Annotated in this window: 34 protein-coding genes; 28 read left to right on the top strand and 6 right to left on the bottom strand. The window is 48.4% G+C overall.

The features are described from left to right. Positions 1 to 133: 133 nt before the first annotated feature. From rplN to AC3ISQ_RS19775, 21 genes are all read left to right on the top strand, one after another. Positions 134 to 505 carry a 50S ribosomal protein L14 gene (gene rplN / locus AC3ISQ_RS19875; RefSeq protein ID WP_000613954.1) on the top strand — a complete coding sequence of 124 codons (372 nt, stop codon included), beginning with the start codon at positions 134 to 136 and terminating at the stop codon, positions 503 to 505. Positions 506 to 515: 10 nt separating this feature from the next. Further along, positions 516 to 830 carry a 50S ribosomal protein L24 gene (rplX, locus tag AC3ISQ_RS19870; RefSeq protein WP_489349285.1) on the top strand — a complete coding sequence of 105 codons (315 nt, stop codon included), beginning with the start codon at positions 516 to 518 and terminating at the stop codon, positions 828 to 830. Positions 831 to 844: 14 nt separating this feature from the next. Continuing rightward, entirely contained in the window at positions 845 to 1,384 is a 540-nt protein-coding gene (rplE, locus tag AC3ISQ_RS19865) for a 50S ribosomal protein L5 (RefSeq protein ID WP_489349283.1), read from the top strand. Positions 1,385 to 1,397: 13 nt separating this feature from the next. Beyond that, a complete protein-coding gene (gene rpsN, locus AC3ISQ_RS19860) occupies positions 1,398 to 1,703 on the top strand; it encodes a 30S ribosomal protein S14 (protein WP_004951154.1) in 306 nt (101 codons plus the stop codon). A 33-nt stretch (positions 1,704 to 1,736) separates the two neighbouring features. Then, entirely contained in the window at positions 1,737 to 2,129 is a 393-nt protein-coding gene (gene rpsH / locus AC3ISQ_RS19855) for a 30S ribosomal protein S8 (RefSeq protein WP_489349281.1), read from the top strand. 14 nt (positions 2,130 to 2,143) lie between these two features. Beyond that, complete coding sequence (gene rplF / locus AC3ISQ_RS19850) at positions 2,144 to 2,677, top strand: 50S ribosomal protein L6 (protein ID WP_489349279.1); 534 nt, start codon at positions 2,144 to 2,146, stop codon at positions 2,675 to 2,677. A 9-nt stretch (positions 2,678 to 2,686) separates the two neighbouring features. Beyond that, entirely contained in the window at positions 2,687 to 3,040 is a 354-nt protein-coding gene (gene rplR, locus AC3ISQ_RS19845; protein ID WP_489349277.1) for a 50S ribosomal protein L18, read from the top strand. A gap of 14 nt (positions 3,041 to 3,054) precedes the next feature. After that, positions 3,055 to 3,555, top strand: coding sequence for a 30S ribosomal protein S5 (gene rpsE, locus AC3ISQ_RS19840; RefSeq protein WP_004956164.1), 501 nt, complete (start codon positions 3,055 to 3,057; stop codon positions 3,553 to 3,555). Between the two features lie 6 nt (positions 3,556 to 3,561). Next, entirely contained in the window at positions 3,562 to 3,741 is a 180-nt protein-coding gene (gene rpmD, locus AC3ISQ_RS19835; RefSeq protein WP_004956161.1) for a 50S ribosomal protein L30, read from the top strand. A 3-nt stretch (positions 3,742 to 3,744) separates the two neighbouring features. Continuing rightward, positions 3,745 to 4,179: a 50S ribosomal protein L15 gene (rplO, locus tag AC3ISQ_RS19830; protein ID WP_489349274.1), complete on the top strand. Its 435-nt coding sequence runs from the start codon at positions 3,745 to 3,747 to the stop codon at positions 4,177 to 4,179. A gap of 7 nt (positions 4,180 to 4,186) precedes the next feature. Further along, positions 4,187 to 5,518 (top strand): preprotein translocase subunit SecY, encoded by a 1,332-nt coding sequence (gene secY / locus AC3ISQ_RS19825; RefSeq protein ID WP_380676854.1) that lies wholly within the window; start codon positions 4,187 to 4,189, stop codon positions 5,516 to 5,518. 32 nt (positions 5,519 to 5,550) lie between these two features. Further along, positions 5,551 to 5,667: a 50S ribosomal protein L36 gene (rpmJ, locus tag AC3ISQ_RS19820; RefSeq protein WP_002227352.1), complete on the top strand. Its 117-nt coding sequence runs from the start codon at positions 5,551 to 5,553 to the stop codon at positions 5,665 to 5,667. Between the two features lie 146 nt (positions 5,668 to 5,813). Further along, positions 5,814 to 6,170, top strand: a complete 357-nt coding sequence (gene rpsM, locus AC3ISQ_RS19815; protein WP_489349272.1) for a 30S ribosomal protein S13 — start codon at positions 5,814 to 5,816, stop codon at positions 6,168 to 6,170. 16 nt (positions 6,171 to 6,186) lie between these two features. After that, complete coding sequence (gene rpsK / locus AC3ISQ_RS19810; RefSeq protein WP_004929731.1) at positions 6,187 to 6,576, top strand: 30S ribosomal protein S11; 390 nt, start codon at positions 6,187 to 6,189, stop codon at positions 6,574 to 6,576. 33 nt (positions 6,577 to 6,609) lie between these two features. Beyond that, entirely contained in the window at positions 6,610 to 7,230 is a 621-nt protein-coding gene (gene rpsD, locus AC3ISQ_RS19805) for a 30S ribosomal protein S4 (protein WP_489349269.1), read from the top strand. A gap of 25 nt (positions 7,231 to 7,255) precedes the next feature. Continuing rightward, the gene (locus AC3ISQ_RS19800; protein ID WP_128312258.1) at positions 7,256 to 8,245 is read left to right on the top strand and encodes a DNA-directed RNA polymerase subunit alpha; all 990 of its coding nucleotides are present in this window, start codon (positions 7,256 to 7,258) and stop codon (positions 8,243 to 8,245) included. A 40-nt stretch (positions 8,246 to 8,285) separates the two neighbouring features. Continuing rightward, positions 8,286 to 8,675 (top strand): 50S ribosomal protein L17, encoded by a 390-nt coding sequence (gene rplQ / locus AC3ISQ_RS19795; protein WP_004929726.1) that lies wholly within the window; start codon positions 8,286 to 8,288, stop codon positions 8,673 to 8,675. Positions 8,676 to 8,822: 147 nt separating this feature from the next. Then, positions 8,823 to 9,245, top strand: coding sequence for a Zn(2+)-responsive transcriptional regulator (zntR, locus tag AC3ISQ_RS19790; RefSeq protein ID WP_489353402.1), 423 nt, complete (start codon positions 8,823 to 8,825; stop codon positions 9,243 to 9,245). 71 nt (positions 9,246 to 9,316) lie between these two features. Then, a complete protein-coding gene (locus AC3ISQ_RS19785; RefSeq protein WP_489349267.1) occupies positions 9,317 to 9,529 on the top strand; it encodes an alternative ribosome-rescue factor A in 213 nt (70 codons plus the stop codon). 177 nt (positions 9,530 to 9,706) lie between these two features. Next, entirely contained in the window at positions 9,707 to 9,862 is a 156-nt protein-coding gene (locus AC3ISQ_RS19780; RefSeq protein ID WP_489349265.1) for a YegP family protein, read from the top strand. Positions 9,863 to 10,150: 288 nt separating this feature from the next. Then, entirely contained in the window at positions 10,151 to 10,495 is a 345-nt protein-coding gene (locus tag AC3ISQ_RS19775; protein WP_489349263.1) for a DUF4156 domain-containing protein, read from the top strand. Positions 10,496 to 10,582: 87 nt separating this feature from the next. Here the strand turns inward: AC3ISQ_RS19775 and plsB are convergent, their stop codons facing one another. Then, positions 10,583 to 13,048 carry a glycerol-3-phosphate 1-O-acyltransferase PlsB gene (plsB, locus tag AC3ISQ_RS19770; protein WP_489349261.1) on the bottom strand — a complete coding sequence of 822 codons (2,466 nt, stop codon included), beginning with the start codon at positions 13,046 to 13,048 and terminating at the stop codon, positions 10,583 to 10,585. Positions 13,049 to 13,175: 127 nt separating this feature from the next. Here plsB and AC3ISQ_RS19765 point away from each other — a divergent pair, with 127 nt between their 5' ends. From AC3ISQ_RS19765 to dinF, 3 genes are all read left to right on the top strand, one after another. Next, positions 13,176 to 13,547, top strand: a complete 372-nt coding sequence (locus AC3ISQ_RS19765) for a diacylglycerol kinase (RefSeq protein WP_489349259.1) — start codon at positions 13,176 to 13,178, stop codon at positions 13,545 to 13,547. 123 nt (positions 13,548 to 13,670) lie between these two features. Further along, a complete protein-coding gene (gene lexA / locus AC3ISQ_RS19760) occupies positions 13,671 to 14,279 on the top strand; it encodes a transcriptional repressor LexA (RefSeq protein ID WP_489349257.1) in 609 nt (202 codons plus the stop codon). A 91-nt stretch (positions 14,280 to 14,370) separates the two neighbouring features. Continuing rightward, positions 14,371 to 15,708, top strand: a complete 1,338-nt coding sequence (gene dinF, locus AC3ISQ_RS19755) for an MATE family efflux transporter DinF (RefSeq protein ID WP_489353400.1) — start codon at positions 14,371 to 14,373, stop codon at positions 15,706 to 15,708. On the opposite strand, the gene zur is transcribed toward dinF, so the two are convergent. Beyond that, positions 15,695 to 16,207, bottom strand: a complete 513-nt coding sequence (gene zur / locus AC3ISQ_RS19750) for a zinc uptake transcriptional repressor Zur (protein WP_489349255.1) — start codon at positions 16,205 to 16,207, stop codon at positions 15,695 to 15,697. The two genes, dinF and zur, sit on opposite strands and share 14 nt — an antisense overlap. Before the next feature lie 243 nt (positions 16,208 to 16,450). Between zur and AC3ISQ_RS19745 the strand changes: the two genes are divergently transcribed. After that, entirely contained in the window at positions 16,451 to 17,023 is a 573-nt protein-coding gene (locus tag AC3ISQ_RS19745; protein ID WP_489349253.1) for a sugar O-acetyltransferase, read from the top strand. A gap of 20 nt (positions 17,024 to 17,043) precedes the next feature. Here the strand turns inward: AC3ISQ_RS19745 and AC3ISQ_RS19740 are convergent, their stop codons facing one another. Beyond that, positions 17,044 to 17,562, bottom strand: a complete 519-nt coding sequence (locus AC3ISQ_RS19740) for a tetratricopeptide repeat protein (RefSeq protein WP_489349252.1) — start codon at positions 17,560 to 17,562, stop codon at positions 17,044 to 17,046. A 144-nt stretch (positions 17,563 to 17,706) separates the two neighbouring features. Between AC3ISQ_RS19740 and dusA the strand changes: the two genes are divergently transcribed. Next, positions 17,707 to 18,717: a tRNA dihydrouridine(20/20a) synthase DusA gene (gene dusA / locus AC3ISQ_RS19735; protein WP_489349250.1), complete on the top strand. Its 1,011-nt coding sequence runs from the start codon at positions 17,707 to 17,709 to the stop codon at positions 18,715 to 18,717. Positions 18,718 to 18,877: 160 nt separating this feature from the next. Continuing rightward, a complete protein-coding gene (gene pspG / locus AC3ISQ_RS19730; RefSeq protein ID WP_489349249.1) occupies positions 18,878 to 19,096 on the top strand; it encodes an envelope stress response protein PspG in 219 nt (72 codons plus the stop codon). A gap of 351 nt (positions 19,097 to 19,447) precedes the next feature. Here the strand turns inward: pspG and ppa are convergent, their stop codons facing one another. Continuing rightward, positions 19,448 to 19,978 (bottom strand): inorganic diphosphatase, encoded by a 531-nt coding sequence (gene ppa / locus AC3ISQ_RS19725; RefSeq protein ID WP_489349247.1) that lies wholly within the window; start codon positions 19,976 to 19,978, stop codon positions 19,448 to 19,450. A gap of 170 nt (positions 19,979 to 20,148) precedes the next feature. Further along, a complete protein-coding gene (locus AC3ISQ_RS19720; protein WP_489349245.1) occupies positions 20,149 to 22,572 on the bottom strand; it encodes a beta-glucosidase in 2,424 nt (807 codons plus the stop codon). 225 nt (positions 22,573 to 22,797) lie between these two features. Here AC3ISQ_RS19720 and AC3ISQ_RS19715 point away from each other — a divergent pair, with 225 nt between their 5' ends. Beyond that, positions 22,798 to 23,835 (top strand): AraC family transcriptional regulator, encoded by a 1,038-nt coding sequence (locus AC3ISQ_RS19715; RefSeq protein ID WP_489349243.1) that lies wholly within the window; start codon positions 22,798 to 22,800, stop codon positions 23,833 to 23,835. Positions 23,836 to 23,913: 78 nt separating this feature from the next. On the opposite strand, the gene fbp is transcribed toward AC3ISQ_RS19715, so the two are convergent. Continuing rightward, positions 23,914 to 24,918: a class 1 fructose-bisphosphatase gene (gene fbp, locus AC3ISQ_RS19710; protein WP_489349241.1), complete on the bottom strand. Its 1,005-nt coding sequence runs from the start codon at positions 24,916 to 24,918 to the stop codon at positions 23,914 to 23,916. Positions 24,919 to 24,982 lie beyond the last annotated feature (64 nt).

Genomic DNA, 24,982 nt, shown 5'->3' with positions numbered 1-24,982 from the left:
AAATGAGCCGTTTATTTTTTCTACCCATACTTTGGAAGCGGTGTTATAATGCTGCGCCCTCAGTTATGGGGCTTTTCAACGACCTGAATAATTTGGGTCTTAAAGTAGTAGTTGACATTAGCGGAGCACTGAAATGATCCAAGAACAGACTATGCTGAACGTCGCCGACAACTCCGGTGCACGTCGCGTAATGTGTATCAAGGTTCTGGGTGGCTCGCACCGTCGCTACGCAGGCGTCGGCGACATCATCAAAATTACCATCAAGGAAGCAATTCCTCGCGGTAAGGTGAAGAAAGGCGATGTGCTGAAGGCGGTAGTGGTGCGCACCAAGAAGGGTGTACGTCGCCCGGACGGTTCTGTCATTCGCTTCGATGGTAATGCATGCGTTATTTTAAACAATAACAGCGAGCAACCTATCGGTACGCGTATCTTTGGGCCGGTAACTCGTGAACTGCGTAACGAGAAGTTCATGAAAATTATCTCTCTGGCACCAGAAGTACTCTAAGGAGCGAGTCATGGCAGCGAAAATCCGTCGTGATGACGAAGTTATCGTAATTACCGGGAAAGACAAAGGTAAGCGCGGTAAAGTAAAAAATGTCCTGTCTTCTAGTAAGGTCATTGTTGAAGGTATCAACCTGGTTAAGAAACACCAGAAGCCGGTTCCGGCTCTGAATCAACCAGGCGGCATTGTAGAAAAAGAAGCAGCTATTCAAATTTCTAACATTGCACTCTTCAACGCGGCAACTGGTAAGGCTGACCGTGTAGGCTTTAGATTCGAAGACGGCAAAAAAGTCCGTTTCTTCAAGTCTAACAGCGAAACTATCAAGTAAGTTGGAGTAATACGATGGCGAAACTGCATGATTACTACAAAGACGAGGTAGTTAAACAACTGATGTCTCAGTTTAACTACAATTCTGTCATGCAAGTCCCTCGGGTCGAGAAGATCACCCTGAACATGGGTGTTGGTGAAGCGATCGCTGACAAGAAACTGCTGGATAATGCAGCAGCTGATCTGGCAGCAATCTCCGGTCAAAAGCCGTTGATCACCAAAGCACGCAAATCTGTTGCAGGCTTCAAAATCCGCCAGGGCTATCCGATCGGCTGTAAAGTAACTCTGCGTGGCGAACGCATGTGGGAGTTCCTTGAGCGACTGATTTCCATTGCTGTTCCACGTATCCGTGACTTCCGTGGCTTGTCCGCTAAGTCATTCGATGGCCGTGGTAACTACAGCATGGGTGTGCGTGAGCAAATCATCTTCCCAGAGATCGACTACGATAAAGTCGACCGTGTACGTGGCTTGGATATTACCATTACCACTACTGCGGACTCTGATGATGAAGGCCGCGCATTGTTGGCTGCTTTTAACTTCCCGTTCCGCAAGTAAGGCAGGGTTACTGATGGCTAAGCAATCAATGAAAGCACGCGAAGTCGTTCGCGTGAAACTAGCTGACAAGTACCGCGCTAAACGCGAGGAATTGAAAGCTATCATCTCTAGTGTGAACTCATCCGACGAAGATCGTTGGGATGCTGTTCTTAAGCTGCAAACTCTGCCGCGTGATTCCAGCCCGTCCCGTCAGCGTAAACGCTGCCGCCAAACTGGCCGTCCACATGGTTATGTGGGCAAATTCGGGTTGAGCCGTATCAAGCTACGTGAAGCCGCCATGCGCGGTGAAGTACCAGGCTTGAAAAAGGCTAGCTGGTAATTGTCACCAATTGAATCACGGGAGTAAAGACAGATGAGCATGCAAGATCCGATCGCGGATATGCTGACCCGTATCCGTAACGGTCAAGCCGCGAACAAAGTTGCGGTCACCATGCCTTCCTCCAAGCTGAAAGTGGCAATTGCCAACGTGCTGAAGGAAGAAGGTTTTATTGAAGATTTCAAAATCGAAGGCGACACCAAGCCTGAACTGGAACTTACTCTTAAGTACTTCCAGGGCAAGGCAGTGGTAGAAAGCATTCAGCGTATCAGCCGTCCAGGTCTGCGAATCTATAAGAAAAAAGATGAGCTGCCAAAAGTTATGGCCGGTTTGGGTATCGCTGTTATTTCTACCTCTAAAGGTGTTATGACCGATCGTGCAGCTCGCCAAGCTGGTCTTGGTGGCGAGATTATCTGCTACGTAGCTTAATTCGGGAGGAAAGAATGTCTCGTGTTGCAAAAGCACCCGTCGTCATTCCTGCCGGCGTAGAGGTAAAACTCAACGGTCAGGTTATTTCGATTAAGGGTAAAAACGGCGAGTTGACTCGTACTATCCACGACGCTGTTATCGTTAAGCAAGAAGAGAACACATTGACTTTCGCTCCGCGCGAAGGCCATGTGAATGCATGGGCCCAAGCGGGTACCGCACGCGCTCTGCTGAACGGTATGGTGGTCGGTGTTACCGAAGGCTTCACTAAGAAGCTTCAACTGGTAGGTGTTGGTTATCGTGCTGCCGTTAAAGGCAATGTGGTGAATTTAGCCTTGGGCTTCTCTCACCCAATCGATCATCAGCTGCCAGCAGGTATCACTGCTGAATGCCCAAGCCAAACTGAAATCGTGCTGAAAGGCGCTGATAAGCAGGCTATTGGCCAGGTTGCAGCAGATCTGCGCGCCTACCGCCGTCCTGAGCCTTACAAAGGCAAGGGTGTCCGTTACGCCGACGAAGTCGTGCGTACCAAAGAGGCTAAGAAGAAGTAAGGTAACACTATGGATAAGAAATCTGCTCGTATCCGTCGTGCGACCCGCGCACGCCGTAAGCTCAAAGAACTGGGTGCAACCCGCCTGGTGGTACATCGTACCCCGCGTCATATTTACGCACAGGTAATTGCTCCAAATGGTTCTGAAGTACTGGTAGCCGCTTCTACTGTAGAAAAAGCTATTACTGAGCAATTGAAGTATTCCGGTAACAAAGATGCAGCCGCAGCAGTAGGTAAAGCTATCGCTGAACGCGCATTGGAAAAAGGGATTGCGAAAGTATCCTTTGACCGTTCCGGTTTCCAATATCATGGTCGAGTCCAGGCACTGGCAGATGCTGCCCGTGAAGCTGGCCTTCAGTTCTAAGGAAGAGGTTTAAGATGGCTCACATCGAAAAACAAGCTGGCGAACTGCAGGAAAAGCTGATCGCGGTAAACCGCGTATCTAAAACCGTAAAAGGTGGCCGTATTTTCAGCTTTACCGCACTGACAGTCGTTGGTGATGGTAACGGTCGCGTTGGTTTTGGCTACGGCAAAGCACGCGAAGTTCCAGCAGCGATCCAGAAAGCGATGGAAAAAGCCCGTCGCAACATGATGAATGTCGCGCTGAACAGCGGCACCCTGCAGCATCCTGTTAAAGGTGCTCACACGGGTTCTCGTGTGTTCATGCAGCCGGCTTCCGAAGGTACCGGTATTATTGCCGGTGGTGCAATGCGCGCCGTCCTGGAAGTCGCTGGGGTGCACAACGTATTGGCTAAAGCTTATGGTTCCACCAACCCGATCAACGTGGTTCGTGCAACTATCGATGCTTTGGCAAATATGAAGTCTCCTGAAATGGTCGCTGCCAAGCGTGGTAAATCCGTTGCAGACATTCTGGGGTAATTGACCATGGCTAAGACTATTAAAGTAACACAAGTTCGCAGTTCCATTGGCCGTCTGCCGAAGCATAAAGCTACACTGCTCGGTCTGGGTCTGCGTCGTATTGGTCACACCGTAGAGCGCGAGGATACTCCTGCTGTACGCGGTATGATCAACCTGGTTTCCTACATGGTTAAGGTTGAGGAGTAACAGATGCGTTTAAATACTCTGTCTCCGGCTGAAGGTGCCAAGCATGCGCCGAAGCGTGTAGGTCGTGGTATTGGTTCTGGCCTGGGTAAAACTGGCGGCCGTGGTCACAAAGGTCAGAACTCACGTTCTGGTGGTGGCGTACGTCGTGGGTTTGAAGGTGGTCAGATGCCTTTATATCGTCGTTTGCCGAAATTCGGCTTCACCTCTCGCAAAGCTATGATCACGGCAGAAGTTCGTCTGTCTGAACTGGCTCTTGTTGAAGGCGACGTAATCGACCTGAACACGCTGAAAGCCGCTAACGTAGTTGGTACTCAGATCGAGTTCGCGAAAGTTATGCTTTCTGGCGAAATCGCTCGTCCGGTTACCCTGCGTGGTCTGCGTGTCACCAAAGGCGCTCGTGCTGCTATCGAAGCTGCTGGCGGTAAAATTGAGGAATAAGTAGCAGATGGCTAAGCAACCAGGATTAGATTTTCAAAGTGCTAAAGGCGGGCTCGGCGAGCTGAAGCGCAGACTTTTGTTTGTTATCGGCGCGCTGATTGTCTTCCGTATCGGCTCTTTTATTCCGATTCCTGGTATCGATGCCACTGTGCTTGCCAAATTGCTTGAGCAGCAAAGAGGCACCATCATTGAAATGTTTAACATGTTCTCTGGTGGTGCTCTCAGCCGTGCTTCTATCTTTGCTCTGGGGATCATGCCGTATATCTCGGCGTCGATCATTATCCAGTTACTGACGGTGGTTCATCCAACGTTAGCGGAAATCAAGAAAGAAGGGGAGGCTGGCCGTCGTAAGATTAGTCAGTACACCCGCTACGGTACGCTGGTATTGGCCATATTCCAGTCGATCGGTATTGCTACCGGTCTGCCAAATATGCCTGGTATGCAGGGCCTGGTGTTAAACCCAGGCTTTGCATTCTACTTCACTGCGGTCGTGAGTCTGGTTACTGGGACAATGTTCCTGATGTGGCTGGGTGAGCAGATAACTGAACGTGGTATCGGTAACGGTATCTCTATCATTATCTTCGCAGGTATTGTAGCGGGTCTCCCGCCAGCAATCGGTCATACTATTGAGCAAGCTCGGCAAGGCGACCTGCACTTCCTCCTGTTGCTGTTGGTTGCAGTATTAGTGTTTGCAGTAACCTTCTTCGTTGTTTTCATGGAGCGTGGTCAACGTCGTATCGTCGTTAACTATGCGAAGCGTCAACAAGGTCGTCGTGTTTATGCAGCACAGAGTACACATTTACCGTTGAAAGTGAACATGGCAGGGGTTATCCCAGCAATCTTCGCTTCCAGCATTATTCTGTTCCCAGCTACGATTGCATCTTGGTTTGGGGGCGGTACCGGTTGGAACTGGCTGACTACGATTTCGCTGTATTTGCAGCCAGGGCAACCGCTTTATGTGTTACTCTATGCGTCTGCAATCATCTTCTTCTGTTTCTTCTACACGGCGTTGGTATTCAACCCGCGTGAGACAGCAGATAACCTGAAGAAGTCCGGTGCCTTCGTACCAGGAATTCGTCCGGGAGAGCAAACGGCGAAGTATATCGATAAAGTAATGACGCGTTTAACCCTGGTGGGCGCGATGTACATTACTTTTATCTGCCTGATCCCGGAGTTCATGCGTGATGCAATGAAAGTACCATTCTACTTTGGTGGTACCTCGCTACTGATCGTGGTTGTCGTCATCATGGACTTTATGGCTCAAGTGCAAACTCTGATGATGTCAAGTCAGTACGAGTCTGCATTGAAGAAAGCAAACCTGAAAGGCTATAACCGCTAACAGGTTCGTTTGAGAAGTTACGGAGAGTAAAAATGAAAGTTCGTGCTTCCGTCAAGAAATTATGTCGTAACTGCAAAATCGTTAAGCGTAACGGTGTCGTTCGTGTGATTTGCAGCGCCGAGCCGAAGCATAAACAGCGTCAAGGCTGATTATCTCGCATATTTTTCTTGCAAAGTTGGGTTGAGCTGGCTAGATTAGCCAGCCAATCTTTTGTATGTAGCTGCAACATTATTTGAGTATCCTGAAAACGGGCTTTTCAGAGTAGTGTTGCCGTATAAAATAGTAGGAGTGCATAGTGGCCCGTATAGCAGGCATTAACATTCCTGATCATAAACATACCGTGATCGCATTAACTTCGATCTTCGGTATCGGCAAGACCCGCTCACAGGCTATCTGTGCAGCTTCCGGTATTGCTGAAAATGTTAAGATCAGTGAGCTGTCTGAAGAGCAAATCGAACTACTGCGTAGCGAAGTTGCTAAATTCACCGTTGAAGGTGATTTGCGTCGTGAAATTACCCTGAGCATCAAGCGTCTGATGGATCTTGGTACTTATCGTGGTTTGCGTCATCGTCGTGGTCTACCAGTTCGCGGTCAGCGTACTAAGACCAACGCCCGTACCCGTAAGGGTCCGCGTAAACCGATCAAGAAATAATCGGGGTGATTGAATAATGGCAAAGGCACCTGTTCGTACACGTAAGCGTGTAAGAAAGCAAGTCTCTGACGGCGTGGCTCATATCCATGCTTCTTTCAACAACACCATTGTAACTATTACCGATCGTCAGGGTAATGCTTTGGGTTGGGCAACTGCCGGTGGTTCCGGTTTCCGTGGTTCTCGTAAGTCAACTCCGTTTGCAGCTCAGGTTGCAGCCGAACGTTGTGCTGACGCAGTTAAAGAATACGGTATCAAGAACCTGGAAGTTATGGTTAAAGGACCTGGTCCTGGTCGTGAGTCTACTATCCGCGCTCTGAACGCGGCTGGTTTCCGCATCACTAATATTACTGATGTGACTCCGATCCCTCATAACGGTTGTCGTCCGCCGAAAAAGCGTCGCGTATAACGCCTCTGCTTTTCGGATTGTTGGAGAAAGAAAATGGCAAGATATTTGGGTCCTAAGCTCAAGCTTAGCCGCCGTGAGGGCACAGACCTGTTCCTGAAGTCTGGCGTTCGCGCGATCGATTCAAAATGCAAAATTGAGCAACCGCCTGGTCAACACGGTGCGCGTAAACCGCGTCTGTCTGACTATGGTGTACAGTTACGTGAGAAGCAAAAAGTTCGCCGTATGTACGGTGTTCTGGAGCGTCAATTCCGTAACTATTACAAAGAAGCAGCACGCCTGAAAGGCAACACCGGTGCGAACCTGTTGCAACTGCTGGAAGGTCGTCTGGACAACGTTGTTTATCGTATGGGCTTCGGCGCTACTCGTGCAGAGTCACGTCAGTTAGTTAGCCACAAAGCAGTTATGGTAAATGGTCGCGTTGTTAACATCGCTTCTTATCAGGTATCTCCGAATGACGTAGTCAGCATCCGCGAGAAGGCTAAAAAGCAATCTCGTGTTAAGGCTTCTCTGGAGCTGGCTGAGCAGCGTGAAAAGCCAACTTGGCTGGAAGTTGATGCTGCTAAGATGGAAGGTGTGTTCAAGCGTATGCCTGAGCGTACTGATCTGTCTGCGGACATTAACGAACACCTGATCGTCGAGCTTTACTCCAAGTAAAGCTTAGTACCAAAGAGAGGACACAATGCAGGGTTCTGTGACAGAGTTTCTAAAACCGCGCCTGGTAGATATCGAGCAAGTCAGTTCGACGCACGCCAAGGTGACCCTTGAGCCTTTAGAGCGTGGCTTTGGCCATACTCTTGGCAATGCACTGCGCCGTATTCTGCTTTCATCTATGCCGGGTTGCGCGGTGACCGAGGTTGAGATTGATGGTGTACTGCATGAGTACAGCACCAAAGAAGGCGTACAGGAAGATATCCTGGAGATCCTGCTCAACCTGAAAGGGCTGGCGGTGAGAGTTCAAGGCAAAGATGAAGTTATTCTTACCCTGAATAAATCTGGCATTGGCCCTGTGACCGCTGCCGACATCACCCATGATGGTGATGTCGAAATCGTCAAGCCTCAGCATGTAATCTGCCACCTGACCGATGATAACGCTGCTATCAGCATGCGTATCAAAGTTCAGCGCGGTCGTGGTTATGTGCCGGCTTCTGCCCGAATTCATTCGGAAGAGGATGAGCGCCCAATTGGCCGTCTGTTGGTTGACGCCTGCTATAGCCCTGTAGAGCGTATTGCCTACAATGTTGAAGCAGCGCGTGTAGAACAGCGTACCGACTTGGACAAGCTAGTAATCGAAATGGAAACCAATGGCACGATTGATCCTGAAGAGGCAATCCGCCGTGCGGCAACCATTCTGGCTGAACAACTAGAAGCTTTCGTTGACTTACGTGATGTACGTCAGCCGGAAGTTAAAGAAGAGAAACCAGAATTCGATCCGATCTTGCTGCGCCCTGTTGACGATCTGGAATTGACTGTCCGCTCTGCTAACTGCCTGAAGGCAGAAGCTATCCACTACATCGGTGATCTGGTACAGCGTACCGAGGTTGAGTTGTTGAAAACTCCTAACCTAGGTAAAAAATCTCTTACTGAGATTAAAGACGTGCTGGCCTCCCGTGGTCTGTCTCTGGGCATGCGCCTAGAAAACTGGCCACCGGCAAGCATTGCTGACGAGTAACCGGATCACAGGTTAAGGTTTTACTGAGAAGGATAAGGTCATGCGCCATCGTAAGAGTGGTCGTCAACTGAACCGTAACAGCAGCCACCGCCAGGCTATGTTCCGTAACATGGCCGGCTCTTTGGTTCGTCATGAGATAATCAAGACGACCCTGCCAAAAGCAAAAGAGCTGCGTCGCGTTGTTGAGCCGCTGATTACTCTTGCCAAGACCGACAGCGTTGCTAATCGTCGTCTGGCATTCGCCCGCACTCGTGATAACGAGATCGTGGCAAAACTGTTTAACGAGCTAGGCCCGCGTTTCGCGAGCCGTGCCGGTGGTTACACTCGCATTCTGAAGTGTGGCTTCCGCGCAGGCGACAACGCGCCGATGGCATACATCGAGCTGGTTGATCGTGCTGAGTCTCAAGCAGAAGTGGCAACTGCAGAGTAATCTGTGGACGCGTAAAAAAACCGGGCTTGCCCGGTTTTTTTACGTCCATACCCCGTCAAAGATGCTATCCCACTTTTATATACCTTAAGATCTTCCAGTCGATCAGTTATGCTAATACCGTTAGTTCATTGAACTGAGGAGAATATGATGCTCAAGATTGGTCAATTGGCAAAACTTGCGGATGTTACGCCAGACACGGTTCGTTATTACGAAAAGCAAGGGATGATGGATCATGATATTCGTACTGAAGGTGGTTATCGACTTTATAATGAGCAGGATCTACAGCGCTTGCGTTTTATCCGTTATGCCAAACAATTGGGTTTTACTCTGGAAACTATTGCTGAGTTGTTATCGATCCGAGTTGATCCTGAACATCATACTTGCCAGGAATCGAAGTCGATCGTAGATGCACGTCTGCGGGATGTTGAAGACAAGCTGACTGAACTCACCCGGATGCGTGAGTCGTTGAAACGTTTAAGTGACGCTTGCTGTGGTAGCGCTCATACCAGCCAATATTGTTCGATCTTAGAAGCACTGGAACAAGGTGCGAGTGATAAGCAGCCTTCATAAGGCTTTATATTTTATACCCGTAGCAGTATTATTTGTTTAATTTATAACCGTAGTATTATTGGAGTATTACCATGACTAAATATCGTCATACCAAAGGCCAGATACAAGACAATGCTATTGAAGCATTACTGCATGATCCTTTATTCCGTCAGAGAGTAGAGAGGAATACTAAAGGTAAAGGCAGCTATCGGCGTAAAGATAAGCACGCCAAGGGCGGTAACTGGGAGGCCAGTGGTAAGTTATCCAACGATAATTTATCACTGGCCTTCTGGTTTAAGGCATAAAAATTTGAGCCTCATATTACTCCTGAATAATAACCATGTTATTTAAAGGTCTTGATTGTCAGCTAAATGTTCTTGATATTAGGTTTGTTTACCTATCTTCTATTTGGGTAGGGAAAATATCTAGCAATACCTCTGGGAGGGTATTGCTCATAAAATCTAATTACAAGGAATGAGATAATGAAAGATAAGTGGGAGTTTTATCAGGATAAGCGTGGTGAGTGGCGCTGGCGTCGTACAGCATCGAACGGTAAAATTGTCGGTGCTGCTAGTGAGGGTTATAAAAATCGGGCGGATTGCGATGCTAATGCCAAACGTAATGGTTACCCTGGTTAGTTGATTATTCATAAATAATAATTATGATTAATGCGTAAGCCATAGCCGTATGTCGGGCCATCCCACAGCGGCTTTTTTGTACGAGTAGTAAGCAATGCCCATTTTGGTTGTGCCGCAGCGCTGTATTTGATGATATTTTTGCAAACTGGCTCGATTTAGAGTGTAAACTGATACATCATTTGCTGTCACTGAAGGCGTTGGCCAATATCAATGGCAACGGATGCCTAAGAGATAGCATCGCTTTCTGATAAGCTTTTGCGTAATTCTCAACATCATATGGGGAACAAGATGCGGATTAAAGCCTTACTGGGTCTTTCGGCAGCGATGCTGTTGGCCGGTTGCAGCACTACCAACACATTAACCTCAGCCGGTCAGCAGGTTAAATTCTCCGATACAAAACCAGCGGCTGAATGCCAACTGATCGGAGAAGTAACAGGTAGCCAAAGTAACTGGTTATCTGGCAGTAATGCTGAAAGCGGCGGCTTGCGCGGTGCAGCTAACGATCTACGCAACAAGGCAGCTGAAATGGGCGGTAACGTGATTTATGGCGCGACCAGCCCAAGCCAAAACCTGCTTTCTAGCTTTGCTCCGCTGGATAGCAAGATGGTGGGGCAGGTTTATAAGTGCCCATAAGTTTTGCGATGATTTAATTCGAAAAAAGAATGCTTTGTGCATTCCTTTTTCGTACCTAGTGATACATATTCTAAATAGCGCTGTTAGTTAGTCACCGTCTTTCTCTATTCCGGAAGCTTCTAACGGCGCAGTGATTTCCGCAGGTAAGTTAACACCTTCAATAGTCAGCTTAATTTCAGGTGTAATCAGATCGCTCAACATGGTGTAAACCTCCATGGTGTGTTCACGGACGGCATCGCCACTGTCGCTAATAAAACCTTCTTCACGTAACGTCGCGACCAACGTGGAGAACACTGCCTTATCGAAGAACTCCGGCGCATTGATGCCGTGCAGCACCGATAGACGCTGAGCCATGATGCGGCTTTCTTTCTCCAGCGAGCCCCGGTTGATGCTCGGGTTAGCGCTGAGGATCGACATAGTGATGGCGTAGCGTTGCAGCGTTTCACGCACGCCAGCCGCCAGCAATTGCAGCGGACGGATACGTGCCGGGTTCAACATCAGTTCATCACCGCTGTCACAGATCAGCTGCTGACGCACCAATTCGCGCGTTAATGTCTGCAGCACCTCAGGCAACAGCTCCTTGCCATAATGCAGGAACAGCTCGGCTTTCAGCATTGGATAGATCAAACCGATTTGACGCAATACTTCGGTGTGTGAGATGCGACGATGATGCATCACGATGGTGGCAATCAGCGAAGGCAATACCAGCAAGTGATGGATATTATTGCGGTAATAGGTCATCAACACCGCCTGCTCGCGCGGCAGTATGATGATATCGCCGATATTATCCTTCTCCACCTCAAACTTGTTCATGTTCAAAGCGTGATCCAGCAATTCGTCTGGTGTCTGGCTTGGTACGGTAACATCACTGGCATAAGGCGCGTTGCGCATCAGCTGCAAGTAACAATCCAACTGCTCAACTAATTGCTCACGGGTCAGTGAACGCTGACGTGAAGCGAGTAATGCGGTCGAACACAGGTTCATGGCGTTGGCTGCTGCCGCGTTGTTAATGCGCACCATGATCTTGGCGGCCAGATCGTTCACCGTTGGCGTCAGCCAGCTTGGGCGTTGGGCTTCGATCGGATCGATAGAATCGCGCCATTGCGGTACGTGCTGGTTGAGATAGGTGGTTAACGGCAGTGGATCACCGAAGTTGACATATCCCTGACCGAGATTGCGCAATTTGCGCAGGCCGCGCAGCATTTGCAGCAGGCTCTCTTTCTCTTTGGTCGCACCGCGCAGTTCGTTGGCGTAAGTACCCACTTCCATCACATGCTCGTAACCGATGTAGATCGGCACCAGCGTGATTGGACGGTTACCCCCACGCAACATCGCTTGAATGGTCATCGACAGCGTGCCGGTTTTTGGCTCCAGCAGGCGTCCGGTACGGGAACGCCCCCCTTCGACAAAATACTCAACCGAATAACCGCGGGTGAACAACTCGCCGAGGTATTCACGGAACACTGTGGAATACAGTTTGTTGCCTTTAAAGGTACGGCGGATGAAGAACGCGCCCAAGCGACGGAAAATCGGACCGGCAGGCCAGAAGTTCAGGTTGATACCCGCAGCGATATGCGGCGGCACCAGCCCTTGGTGATAGAGCACATAAGACAGCAGCAGGTAGTCCATATGGCTGCGATGGCAGGGCACATAGACAATCTCATGGCCATCTTGCGCCAACTGACGCACGCGTTCGGCGTTGGTGACGTTGATACCCTGATATAAACGGTTCCAAGTCCAACTCAATACGCGATCGGACAGTCGCACGGTTTCATAAGAGAAATCGGCAGCAATCTCTTCCATCAACGCAATGGCGTTTTGCTGGGCTTTCTCATGAGAAATCTTTTTGCTACGCGCTTCGTCTTCCACCGCTTTTTCGATCGCTTTGGAAGCCAACAGCTTATTGAACAGCTCCTGACGTGCTGGCAGGCTTGGGCCAACGGCGGCCAGACGCTGACGCGAGAAGTGCATCCGCGCCACGCGCGCCAATTTCTGTGCGATGATTTTATCGGTGCCGTGTTCAGTCGCCATACGGCGCAGGGAAACGGTACTCGAGAAACGAACAAAACTGTCGCGTCCCAGCCACAATACGGCGAAGAATTTCTGTACCCCGTTCAGCAGACGTAAATGAGGTGTACCTTGACCTTCACGACCCGGAGAGCGGCCAAACATCACCGAAACCGGCAACATCTGAATATCCAGCTCCGGATTATTCCGGTGCAGATCCAGATAATCATGGAATAGTTTTACCGACTCTTCTTTCGGCGTGTAGTAACGGAACACGCGTGGGCCATCGTGAATAAACACGTAGCTTGGCAGCACGGTACCGTCGATCTCCAGCGGGTTTAACGGATCGGGGAGATCCTGCGCCAAACACTGGGCACGCATGGTCAGTAAGTCCGCCTTGGAATTGTATGGCAAAACATACAAAATCGGGCGTGAAGGATCGAGCTCCAGTTCCGCGATCGGGTCTGAAGGAATAACTTTGCTTCTTACCAACAGTTTTAGCGGTAAGTTCAATAACTTATAGTATATTTTACGCCAACCTGACATAACGACATGTAGCCTCTTGTTAGCAATGCGCCGCAAGCATACCAGAAACTGATGTGCAGATCTGTGGTGTTAAAAAAGCAAGAACCGTTAAAATTATGGCTCATCTCAAGAAAAGAGAATATTTAAGATGGCAAAGCAGCAAGCAACTGGCCTGACTCGGATTATCAAAGCGGCGGGTTACTCTTATCAAGGGCTCATCGCAGCGTGGAAGAATGAGGCTGCGTTTCGCCAAGAGTTGGTGATGACCGTGATGGCGATCATCATCGCGATTTGGCTAGATATCGGCGTGATAGAGCGCATTTTACTGATTGGTTCGGTGGTGTTGATCATGATTGTCGAGATACTCAATAGTGCGATCGAAGCGTTAGTTGATCGCGTGGGGACTGAGTATCACGAGCTTTCTGGCCGAGCAAAAGACATGGGGTCGGCGGCGGTTTCGCTGGCGATTATTCTCGCTTTGTTCGTTTGGGTTTCTGTTCTGTGGCAGCACTTGTTTTGAGCCAGATAGAACAATGTTGCGAGACATCTCGCTAATCACTGATTTTAATTCATTCTTAGGTTCCCAATCCTTATCTACCTGTATATACTCACAGCAAGACTGTATAAACAAACAGGGGGCGGAATGAAAGCACTAACTACCAGACAGCAAGAGGTCTATGACCTGATTCGCGATCATATTTCACAGACGGGTATGCCACCAACGCGTGCCGAGATCGCAATGCGTCTGGGGTTCCGCTCACCCAATGCGGCGGAAGAACACCTGAAAGCCTTGGCGCGTAAAGGGGTGATTGAGATTGTCTCTGGCGCTTCACGCGGCATTCGTCTGTTGATGGAAGAGGAAGAAGGGCTGCCATTGGTTGGGCGTGTCGCGGCGGGTGAACCGCTGCTGGCACAACAACATATTGAAGGGCACTACAAAGTTGATCCTTCACTGTTTAAACCGAACGCTGATTTCCTGCTGCGAGTGAATGGTATGTCGATGCGCGACATCGGTATTCTCGACGGCGATCTGCTGGCGGTGCATAAGACGCAAGACGTGCGTAACGGCCAAGTCGTTGTGGCGCGTATTGATGATGAAGTGACGGTCAAGCGTCTGAAAAAACACGGCAATGTGGTTGAGTTACTGCCAGAGAATAGCGAGTTTGAGCCGATCGTGGTCGATCTTCGCCAGCAAAGCTTCAATATTGAAGGTTTGGCGGTGGGTGTGATTCGCAACGGTGACTGGATCTAAACTGCACAACCCCTGCTTTTAATCGCCCCTTGTCTGGGGCGATGTCTTTTCTGTATGAACTCATCGTATTACCACGGGAACATTTTTGATGATGCGCCTATTTTCCCCCTTCTTCAGCGATACCGATAAAGCCCTATGGCGGCTAGCACTACCGATGATTTTCTCCAATATCACCGTGCCGCTACTCGGCTTGGTGGATACGGCGGTGATTGGTCATCTGGATAGCCCGGTTTATCTCGGTGGCGTAGCGATAGGGGCAATGGCGACCAGCTTCCTGTTTATGTTGTTGCTGTTTTTACGTATGAGCACCACTGGGTTGACGGCGCAGGCGCTTGGGGCACAAAACCCACAAGCATTGGCTCGTGCCTTTATGCAGCCGATGTTGCTCGCTGTATTGGCGGGGCTCGCCATTGTTCTGTTGCGTCATCCGCTGATTAATCTGGCATTGCATATTGTTGGTGGTGATGCCGATGTTTTGGCGCAGGCAAGGTTATTCCTAGAAATCCGCTGGCTCAGTGCGCCAGCGGCATTAGCCAATATGGTGCTGCTGGGTTGGTTGCTCGGCGTGCAGTATGTGCGAGCCCCAGTGATTTTACTGATTGTCGGTAACTTGCTGAATATCGTGCTAGATATTTGGCTGGTGATGGGGCTGGGCTGGAATGTGCAGGGTGCTGCGACGGCAACGGCGGTCTCGGAATACGCGACGCTACTGTTGGGCTTATGGTTGGCTTGGCGCGTGATGAACATGCGCGGGATTACATGGGCGATGCTACGGCATGCGTGGCGTGGAAACTTACGGCGTTTGCTGGCGCTGAATCGCGACATCATGCTGCGTTCACTGCTGCTACAACTGTGTTTCGCTTCGCTAACCATTCTTGGCGCACGTTTGGGCGGCGAGATTGTGGCAGTCAATGCAGTGCTGATGAATCTGCTGACATTTACTGCCTATGCCTTGGATGGTTTTGCCTATGCGGTAGAAGCACATTCCGGCCATGCCTATGGTGCGCGGGACGATCGCCAATTACATCGAGTATGGCGCGCTGCCTGTCGTCAGGCGGGCGTAGTGGCGTTGGGATTTGCTGTGGTTTATACCGTTGCAGGGCAACATATTATCGCGGCACTGACCTCGTTACCGGAGTTACGCGTCTTGGCGGAGCACTACCTGCCGTGGCAGATAGTTTTACCGTTGGTGGGTGTATGGTGTTATCTGTTGGACGGAATGTTTATCGGTGCGACTAAAGGCGCTGAAATGCGCAACAGTATGGCAGTTGCTGCGGCGGGATATGGCTTAACATTGTTGGTTCTGCCCATATTGGGCAATCACGCACTCTGGTTAGCACTGGCGGTTTTCTTAGCGTTGCGTGGTTTGGCGTTGGGTTGGATCTGGCACCGCCATAACGTGTGCGGTACCTGGTTTACTTCTTCTTAATGACAATGCTGTGATCGTGCTCGCCACAGTCGTGCTTGCTATCACAGGCCTCGACCTTCACACATACGGAGCATAAACCGTGAGCTTCAACAACGCTGTGGCGCAGGACGAATCCTGACTCTTGCGCCAGCGTTTTCAAGGTATCCTCAACTCCTGCGGTAGTGCGTTCAGTCACTTGGCCGCAGCGATCGCAAATAAACAGCGCCGAAGTATGCATTGGTTGTTCAAAGTGGTGGCAAAGCACGTAGCTGTTAGCTGACTCAACGCGATGAATAAAGCCTTGTTCCAGCAAGAAATCCAATGCGCGGTAGACCGTTGGCGGCTTAGCTTGTGGTTCGGCAACGCGTAACAGATCCAACAGATCATAAGCGCTGATCGCACCGGGTTGCTCTGTCATCAAGCGCAATACTTCCTGCCGTTGTGGCGTCAGTCGCACGTTGCGTTGCAGGCAGATTTTTTCTGCCTGAGCGAGCAGCTTTTCCTGATTGCTTGAGGTCATGGCAATATTCCCAGTGCGTAAAAAGCTGATTTTAACATGTTTCGTGGCAATCGCCGATAGTCACGCTATTTTCCCGGCCAATGACGCATAAAAGGGTAAGTTGCCAATAAAAATGCGGAAGAGATCACAACTTCTATTTACCCAAGACAAGCAGATCAACTTTACCCTATTTTGAGTTAGGTAATGCTGCGAGCCCGCGCTATAACGCGCAGCGAAGATGTCCCGATTTCTTGGAGCGACCCAATGACTGAAAGAGATAAATTATTACGTGGTGAAGTGTACAACAGCCGCGATCCAGAGCTAATTGGTCTTTATCACCGTGCCAGAGCACTCACCAAGCAGCTTGGTGCGCTGGATTCACATCAAACCGATGAGAAAGCGCGTTTGCTGCGTGAGTTGTTCGCTGGTTGGGGCGACGAAAGCTGGATCGAAACGCCTTTCTGGTGTGACTATGGGCAGCATATTACCATCGGTAGAAATTGCTTTATCAACGTCAATGCGGTGTTTCTCGACTGCAATACCATCACCATCGGTGACAACACGCTGATCGGCCCCAATGTACAAATCTACACGCCAAGCCATCCGTTAAAAGCCAGCGAGCGTTTTACTGGCAACCCTGATTTCCCATTCTATACCTCGGCGCAGCCGGTGGTGATTGGCAGTAACGTGTGGATTGGCGGCAATGTGGTGATCTTGCCCGGCGTCACCATTGGTGATGACACCACTATCGGTGCAGGCAGTGTGGTGACCAGCGATATTCCCGCCAATGTGCTGGCGTTAGGACAGCCGTGTAAGGTGATCCGCAAGCTGGAATAATGTGCCAACTTGCGGTGTTTTTAAGACTCAGGATGACTCTCGATAGCGGCGGCCAAGTCGCGGTATTCTTCACAGTCGGTACCGCAAAGGGTTTTAATCACCGCAAGTTGTTCTTTGGCTAACTCTGGTTGGCCTTTGATCATATAAGCTTCCCCCAAATACTCTCGAACTTTCAGGTAGTTTGGATCGAGCTTCACTGATTGTAAGTAATAGCCGATGCCTTCGTCGGTGTGACCAAGCTTACGCGTCGCGTAGCCACGATAGTTGAGTGCGACGGCAGTATTGGGATCTTTCAGCGTGTTCAATACGTCGAGGGCTTCCTGATAACGACCACTTTTCGCCAGTGCGTAGGCGTACTCAGTACGATCGCTATCGCTGACTTTACTGCCTTTTTCCACCACACAGGTTTTGGTTTTACTGTCGTAAATCTGTCCTTTGGGGCAGGTTGGAGTGGTGGGTCCATCGGTGCTACCACCACCACCGGCAGCATAGGCGAAGCCGGAAAGCAGTAATGTGCAGACAAGAATGAGACGTTTCATAGCGGTTTTCTCGTGGGAATAACCTAGTAATTATTCGTCGCCTTTTTGTTTTTCGCCAATGTTGTCGATTGTCGTTATAATAGCCGTTTGCGGCCAACCGCCGCCCGTTGAATTTTCGATAGATCAGGTAGCCAGTAATCCAGCATGACGACAGCCAACAACTCTCCTAAATACGCCGCCAATCGTTTCTCCATCGCCCCTATGCTCGATTGGACCGATCGTCATTGCCGTTATTTCCATCGCTTGTTGACCAAGGAAACGCTGCTGTACACCGAGATGGTGACAACCGGTGCGATTATCCACGGTAAAGGTGACTATCTGGCGTATAGCGAAGAAGAGCATCCGGTGGCGTTGCAACTGGGTGGCAGCGATCCTGTGGCGTTGGCGCACTGCGCTAAATTGGCGGAACAACGTGGTTATGATGAGATTAACCTCAACGTAGGTTGCCCGTCCGATCGCGTGCAAAACGGTATGTTTGGCGCTTGTTTGATGGGACAGGCCGCACTGGTGGCTGATTGTATCAAAGCCATGCGCGATGTGGTTTCAATTCCGGTGACGGTGAAAACCCGTATCGGTATTGACGATCAGGATAGCTACGAGTTCCTGTGTGATTTTGTCGAAACCGTTGCTGGGCGTGGTGAATGCGATATGTTCACCATCCACGCACGTAAAGCTTGGCTTTCAGGTCTTAGCCCGAAAGAGAACCGTGAGGTTCCACCACTGGATTATCCGCGTGTTTATCAATTGAAACGTGACTTCCCCGCGTTGACCATTGCGATCAATGGCGGTGTGAAAACGTTAGAAGAAGCGCAACAGCATCTACAGCATTTGGATGGTGTAATGATGGGGCGCGAAGCCTATCAAAACCCTGGCATTTTGGCGCAGGTAGATACTCAATTGTTTGGTGCGCAGACCGAAGTGATGGATAGCGTGGCGGCGATCGAAGAGCTCTATCCGTATATCGAACGTGAACTGTCGAACGGTACTTATTTGGGGCACATCACCCGTCATATTCTTGGACTGTTCCAAGGTGTTCCGGGCGCGCGCCAGTGGCGTCGTCACCTGAGCGAGAATGCGCATAAGCCGGGAGCGGGTGTGCAAGTGGTGGAAGATGCGTTGAATCTAGTGCGCCAACCGCGTACTGAAATGGTGTAATTGACTACTCTCTCAGCTAAAAGTTGGTTTTTTTGACTAAGTGCATTGAGTGGTTCAATGCACGAATTAATAAATATCAATCAGTTATGATTCCCATCACCTTGGCACGCTTCTTGTAATACTCCCGTAGATACCTTGTTTTAGGCGGGAGTAACCCATCATGTTAGAAATCTTCTTCTTTATTGGCTTTGTGGTAATGCTGATGGTGACTGGTGTGTCGCTGTTGGGAGTGATTGCAGCTTTATTCGCAGCTGCGGCGTTTATGCTGCTTGGTGGGGTATTTGCCATGATGATTAAGCTGTTGCCATGGCTGATTTTAGCGGTGGTCTGCGTGTGGATTTACCGCGCGATGCAGAAGCCACAAATACGGCGCTATTGATTTTTTGTCGATTAATCAGTCAGTAAGTGTAAAAGCATATCAATGATATGACTGCGAATGCGGCAGAGATCACAGCTTGGCATTTTAAATATCGTAAGCGTTTTGTTTATCAGGCCGAGCTTGATAGGATGCTCGGCGAAACAGTTTCATCATCACCAGAGATAACCTAATAATAGTGTTGCTTAAGCAACCCCCATCTCTGGCGGATTAGCTCTACCCCTACAAAAAAAGCAGTAGCAGAGTGGTTCCCTAGTGGAGTAAAACGGCCGGTCAGTTAAGTCACTGACCGGCCGTTTTATTATTCCGCATTACTCAAATCGGCGGTGTTTCTGTTTCAAACGACGCTAACTCTTACTTCTTCTTAGCGCGTTCGAAGGATTCGATGATTTCTTTTTTAGCCGCGGCAGCGTCTTCCCAACCATCTACTTTTACCCACTTGCCTTTTTCCAAATCTTTGTAGTGCTCAAAGAAATGAGTGATCTGGGCTTTCAGCAGGTCTGGCAGGTCGTTTACATCTTTGATGTGTTCGTACTCTTTGCTCAGTTTGCTGTGCGGTACTGCAACCAGTTTCGCATCTTCACCCGCTTCGTCGGTCATCTTCAGAACACCAACCGGACGGCAACGGATCACAGAACCTGGTTGCAGTGGGTATGGAGTTGGGACCAACACGTCTACCGGATCGCCATCCAGAGACAGGGTGTGGTTGATGTAACCGTAGTTGCACGGATAGAACATCGCGGTAGACATGAAACGGTCAACGAACAGTGCGCCGGTGTCTTTGTCGATTTCGTATTTGATTGGGTCGGCGTTAGCCGGGATTTCGATAACTACGTAGATGTCTTCTGGCAGGTCTTTGCCAGCGGGGACGTTAAGCAAGCTCATGTCGGTTTCCTTTAATCAAACCAGAAATGGAGTGGCGGCTATTATAACGGACTCTGTTGCGATTTCCTGCCATTTTCATCACCCGTTGCTCGCTGTTCCCTGAAGCGGTTGATTTCCAGATTAATCACCGACGTGGCTCCGGTTAAGGAACCACGTGTGGGTGCTGAGTTCTAGTATTGCGTTTCAAAAGAGGCTTCGGTAATGCCATTCGGCAACGCGAGAGCACCGGGAGTAGTATTACTGACCACTATCTTACTATCGACTGTGAAGCTTATGGGTTCAACCCCAGAGACGTCTGAAGACGTTGTGATGTAGGCTTTGTAGACACCCGGTTCAATGATCCACTGATTATTATTAGCGTCGAAACTGGCTAACCATTGGGATGGAACTTTGAATGTGAGTTTTTCTGAACTTCCGGCAGAGAGCATTTGTGTTTTTGCGAAGGCTTTGAGTTCAATTGCTGGTTTTACTAACTCACCGTGGGGAGCCGCAATATAAACTTGGCCAATCTCTTTGCCTGCAACGTTGCCATTGTTAACGACGGTAGTGGCAAAACTTAAGATCCCGCCGTTCTTGTTGAGTTCGTTAGAGGAAAGTACCGAGTTTTTTAAATCGAACGTGGTGTAAGACAATCCATAACCAAAAGGATAACTGACTTCTTTGTTAAACGTGGTGTAGTAGCGGTATCCCACATAAATCCCTTCATTGTAGTAATTGGTGTCTACCATCCCATCGCCATCGGTATCTACACCTGGGAAACCGACAGATGAGGGCACATCGGTATAATTGATTGGGAAAGATTGCGCCAGTTTTCCACTAGGGTTAACCACCCCTGAGAGGATCTCGGCAATGGCGTTCCCGGCTTCTTGCCCCGGCATGTAAGCCAGTAAGATGGCATCAACTTTATCTTTCCATGAGTGCGTTTCTATAACGCTACCAATATTGAGAACGACAATGACTTTTTTGTCTAATTCATGAAAAGCTGCTGAAACATTATCGATCAGCGCAACTTCTATTTCAGATAATAAAAAGTCACCGGCTTCATTTTTATGATCCTCTCCTTGCTGTGAGTTTCTTCCTAAACTGATTACCGCGACATCATTTTGGGCTGCGTACTCTTTAATTTCAGCGAGAGAGATATCAGGCTCAGGGCAACTGACGATGCTGGAAATACCACCAAAATCACTGATAGTCTTGTTGTTTGCAAAAAATGACTGGTAGGTATTCTTTAAATTGGCATCAACGGTGAATTTATTTGCCAACCCATCGATAATATTAACGATATAGGCTGTGTTAACATCTCCACTTCCCGCCCCCCCTTTTAGCGTATTAACCTGAGTGATACCAAAAGAGGCTATTTTGCTGGTGTTTTCTAAAGGTAAAGTTGAGCCACTATTTTTCAGCAGAATCATCCCTTCTGTCGCTGCTTGTTTAGACAATAAAGCATGGGCTGCCAAATCTGGGGCATTACTGGGTGTATACCCGGTATTTGAAGGTATTTTAAGCACTTGGGTGACAATACGAACTGCGCTGGTCTTTATTACTTCTGAACTTAATTCGCCATCATCGTAGGCTTTTTTTAAACCTGTTAACGCATCGCCATATCCATACGGCAAAGCCGGGCCACCGGGTTCGATAAGATCATTACCAGATTTGATCATATCTGCGTAATGGCCATCACCAGACCACCAATCGCTCATAACAAATCCTTCAAATCCCCATTCATTACGTAATACGGTGGTGTTTAAGTCTTTCCATTGGCCGGTATAGACACCATTGACTTTGTTCATGGCGGTCATAACTGCCCATGGTTTTGCATATTCTTCTGCATACTGGAAACCACGTAGATAGATCTCGCGTAGTGCTCTGGGGGAAATAATATTATCGATAAAAGAGCGTGAGGTTTCGGAGTTGTTGGCGATAAAGTGTTTGATAGTTGTGCCAACACCTTGCGATTGCCCCCCCGAGACTTCGGCCGCTGCCATGACGCCAGACACTAATGGATCTTCCGAGAAATACTCAAAGTTACGACCATTTAACGGATCTCTTTGTATATTCATACCGGGGGCCAGCCAGACATCCAGTCCATATTCTTTGACTTCATTGCCGATGGCGGCAGCAACCTGTTTAGCTAAATCAGGGTCCCAAGTGGATGCCAATAAAGTGCCTACAGGGAAAGCCGTGCCATAGAATGTGCCTGACTCTCCCTCTCTATTTGGGGTTATCCGCACACCTGCGGGACCATCGGCTAATTTGCTGGCCGCGATATCAATACCAGAGGCTTCGTTATAAACCCCGTTGATATATCCAACGGTACCGGGCACATCACTTTTCAGATTATGTAATGCTTCTTTATTGGGGCCGAAGGCTCCATTGGCAAAAACATAGCCAGGCCCGACTAACATATTCATCCTTTCTTCGAGAGTCATTTTAGCAACCAGATTTTCGGCCAGGATTTTGTAATAGGCATCATCCTTAACGTTCTCATTGCTTGACGTGTTGCTATCGTTACAGGCGCTCAAACTCCCTGTCAGTATCATTGCGATGGCAACTGCCATCATGTGCCGATGGCTAGTCTTCCTTTGATAAATCATATTGATGTCCTTAAGATGAGAGTTAACAAGGGTATAAATAGGAAGAGCGTAACATGCTGTACAGATGAACTTTTTGCATTCTGGAGATGAAAATGTGCATTTCGTAGTAGGTAACGAAAATTACACTGCGCATCACATTTTTACGTTATGTTACGTGAGGTTTTTTGCAACATCTCAATAATGACCTGATGTCTTTAAATATTTAAGGTATGTATCGAGCCGTCAATGAAAAAGAATGTCTCTAATGTCATCATGCAATTAACCTTTAACTTTCTGAATCATGAGGGGGTTGATGTCTCGACGTTAAAATCTCGATGCAATATAAGTCAATACGAGATTGATAAAAGTGGAGGGCGCATATCGGGGCAACAACATATTCGTTTCTTACGAGAAACATCTGAATTTGGTGTATTATGGCGGGAGCGATTCCTTTCTACCGAGTTTAATGGGCGGCTTATTGCAGATACATATACATTATTCCCGGATTTAATCGGCTATTGCCTAAATCAAAAAAATGCTAAATCAGTTATTTTAAATTATATAAAAAATAGAATTATCATTGGCAACTGCGATACGTTTACTATTATTGAAAATGATAGTGAAATTGAAGTGAGGTATAAAGATGATGTTGTGTTCCACAATAGTGACTCCGCAATAGGCAATTTTATGATTATTACGGAGTTAGTCAAACTTTATGATCCCAGCGCTCCATTGTCGGTTGGTTTTGTTCAGCAGAGGCATAGTCAAAGGGAGGTTAGTCAGATAAATGATTATTTTAACTGTAAATGTCATTTTGGCTGTGATTTTAATTTTATTTCGTTCGGTATTAAAAGTATTTCACACCCTTTTGAGCAATATAATGCCACTCTAAATGAAAATCAAAGAGTACATATTGAAACTATTACCACTAGCCTTAATAAAAAAGAGGTATTGTCATCTATTATTTTGGATATGCTTGAAGATGTGATCGAGGATGACGTCGTAGATAATGAAAATGGATTTATGAATTATATTTGTACTTTGATCGGGATGAGTCGCTGGACGCTAAATGGACGCCTTCAGCAAGAAGGAACGAACTTTACCCAACTAGTCAAAGAAATGAGACTTAAAAAGTCCTGTGAATGGTTATCAGAGACAACTATGAGTATTCAGTATATTGGGGATAAGTTGTGTTTTTCTTCTGGTTCTGTTTTTTCGCGGTTTTTTACCGCCAATATGGGCGTCACACCATTACATTTTCGCAAAAGATTCAAACGGCCATAACCCACGCGATCAATTTTCAACTGGATCAAAAAACGGCGGCTAAGTTAAGTAGCCGCCGTTTGTGTTGCCAATCAACCATTATTCATCTGGGTTTTCAGCAATAAAACGTTCTGCATCTTCCACCATCGAATGGGTACCGACGAAGAATGGGGCGCGTTGGTGCAATTTGGTTGGCACGATATCCAGAATCCGGTTTTTACCGTCGCTGGCCTTGCCACCAGCTTGCTCTGCCAAAAACGCCATCGGGTTGCATTCATACAGTAAACGCAGCTTACCTTGTGGGTGGCTAGCGGTGCTTGGATAAATGTAAATACCGCCTTTGAGCAGGTTACGGTGGAAGTCAGCAACCAGTGAACCGATATAACGCGAGGTATAAGGGCGTTGGGTCGCTTCATCTTGTTCTTGGCAATACTTGATGTATTTCTTCACCCCGCGTGGGAACTTGATGTAGTTACCTTCGTTGATGGAATACATGTTGCCGCGAGCAGGGAAGCGAACCGCTTCGTGAGATAAGCAGAATACACCCAGCGAAGGATCGTAGGTAAAGGCATGCACGCCAACGCCAGTGGTGTACACCAGCATGGTGGATGAGCCGTAAACCACGTAACCTGCAGCGACCTGAGCGCTACCCGGTTGCAGGAAATCCTCTTCAGTAACTGGAGTACCCATTGGGGTAATGCGGCGGTAAATAGAGAAAATGGTACCGACTGAGACGTTAACATCAATGTTGGAAGAGCCGTCTAGAGGATCCATCAATACAACATATTTACCATTTTCAGCACGTTCGCCATCGAAAATCACGATCTCATCTTCTTCCTCAGAAGCGATACCCGCAACTTCACCACGCGCTTTCAATGCCGCTTTCAACTTTTCATTGGCGTACAAGTCCAGTTTCATCTGAACTTCGCCTTGAACGTTGGAAACTCCGCTGGCACCCAGAATATCTACCAGACCGGCTTTGTTGATATCACGATGGATGATTTTGGCGCCGAGCTTAATGGCAGAAAGTAATGCGGTGAGTTCGCCAGTGGCGTGAGGAAAGTCGTGTTGTTTCTCGACGATAAATTCGCCTAGCGTTTTCATGACACTATCCCTAAATATCCCTAAATCTACGGATGGGTAGCGGTTTGTTAACAAACCGCCAACG

It is taken from the genome of Serratia sp. KH_031 (assembly GCF_057839655.1).
Note: the sequence above shows the minus strand (reverse complement) of the source record. Positions and strands in the feature narration are given on the sequence as shown.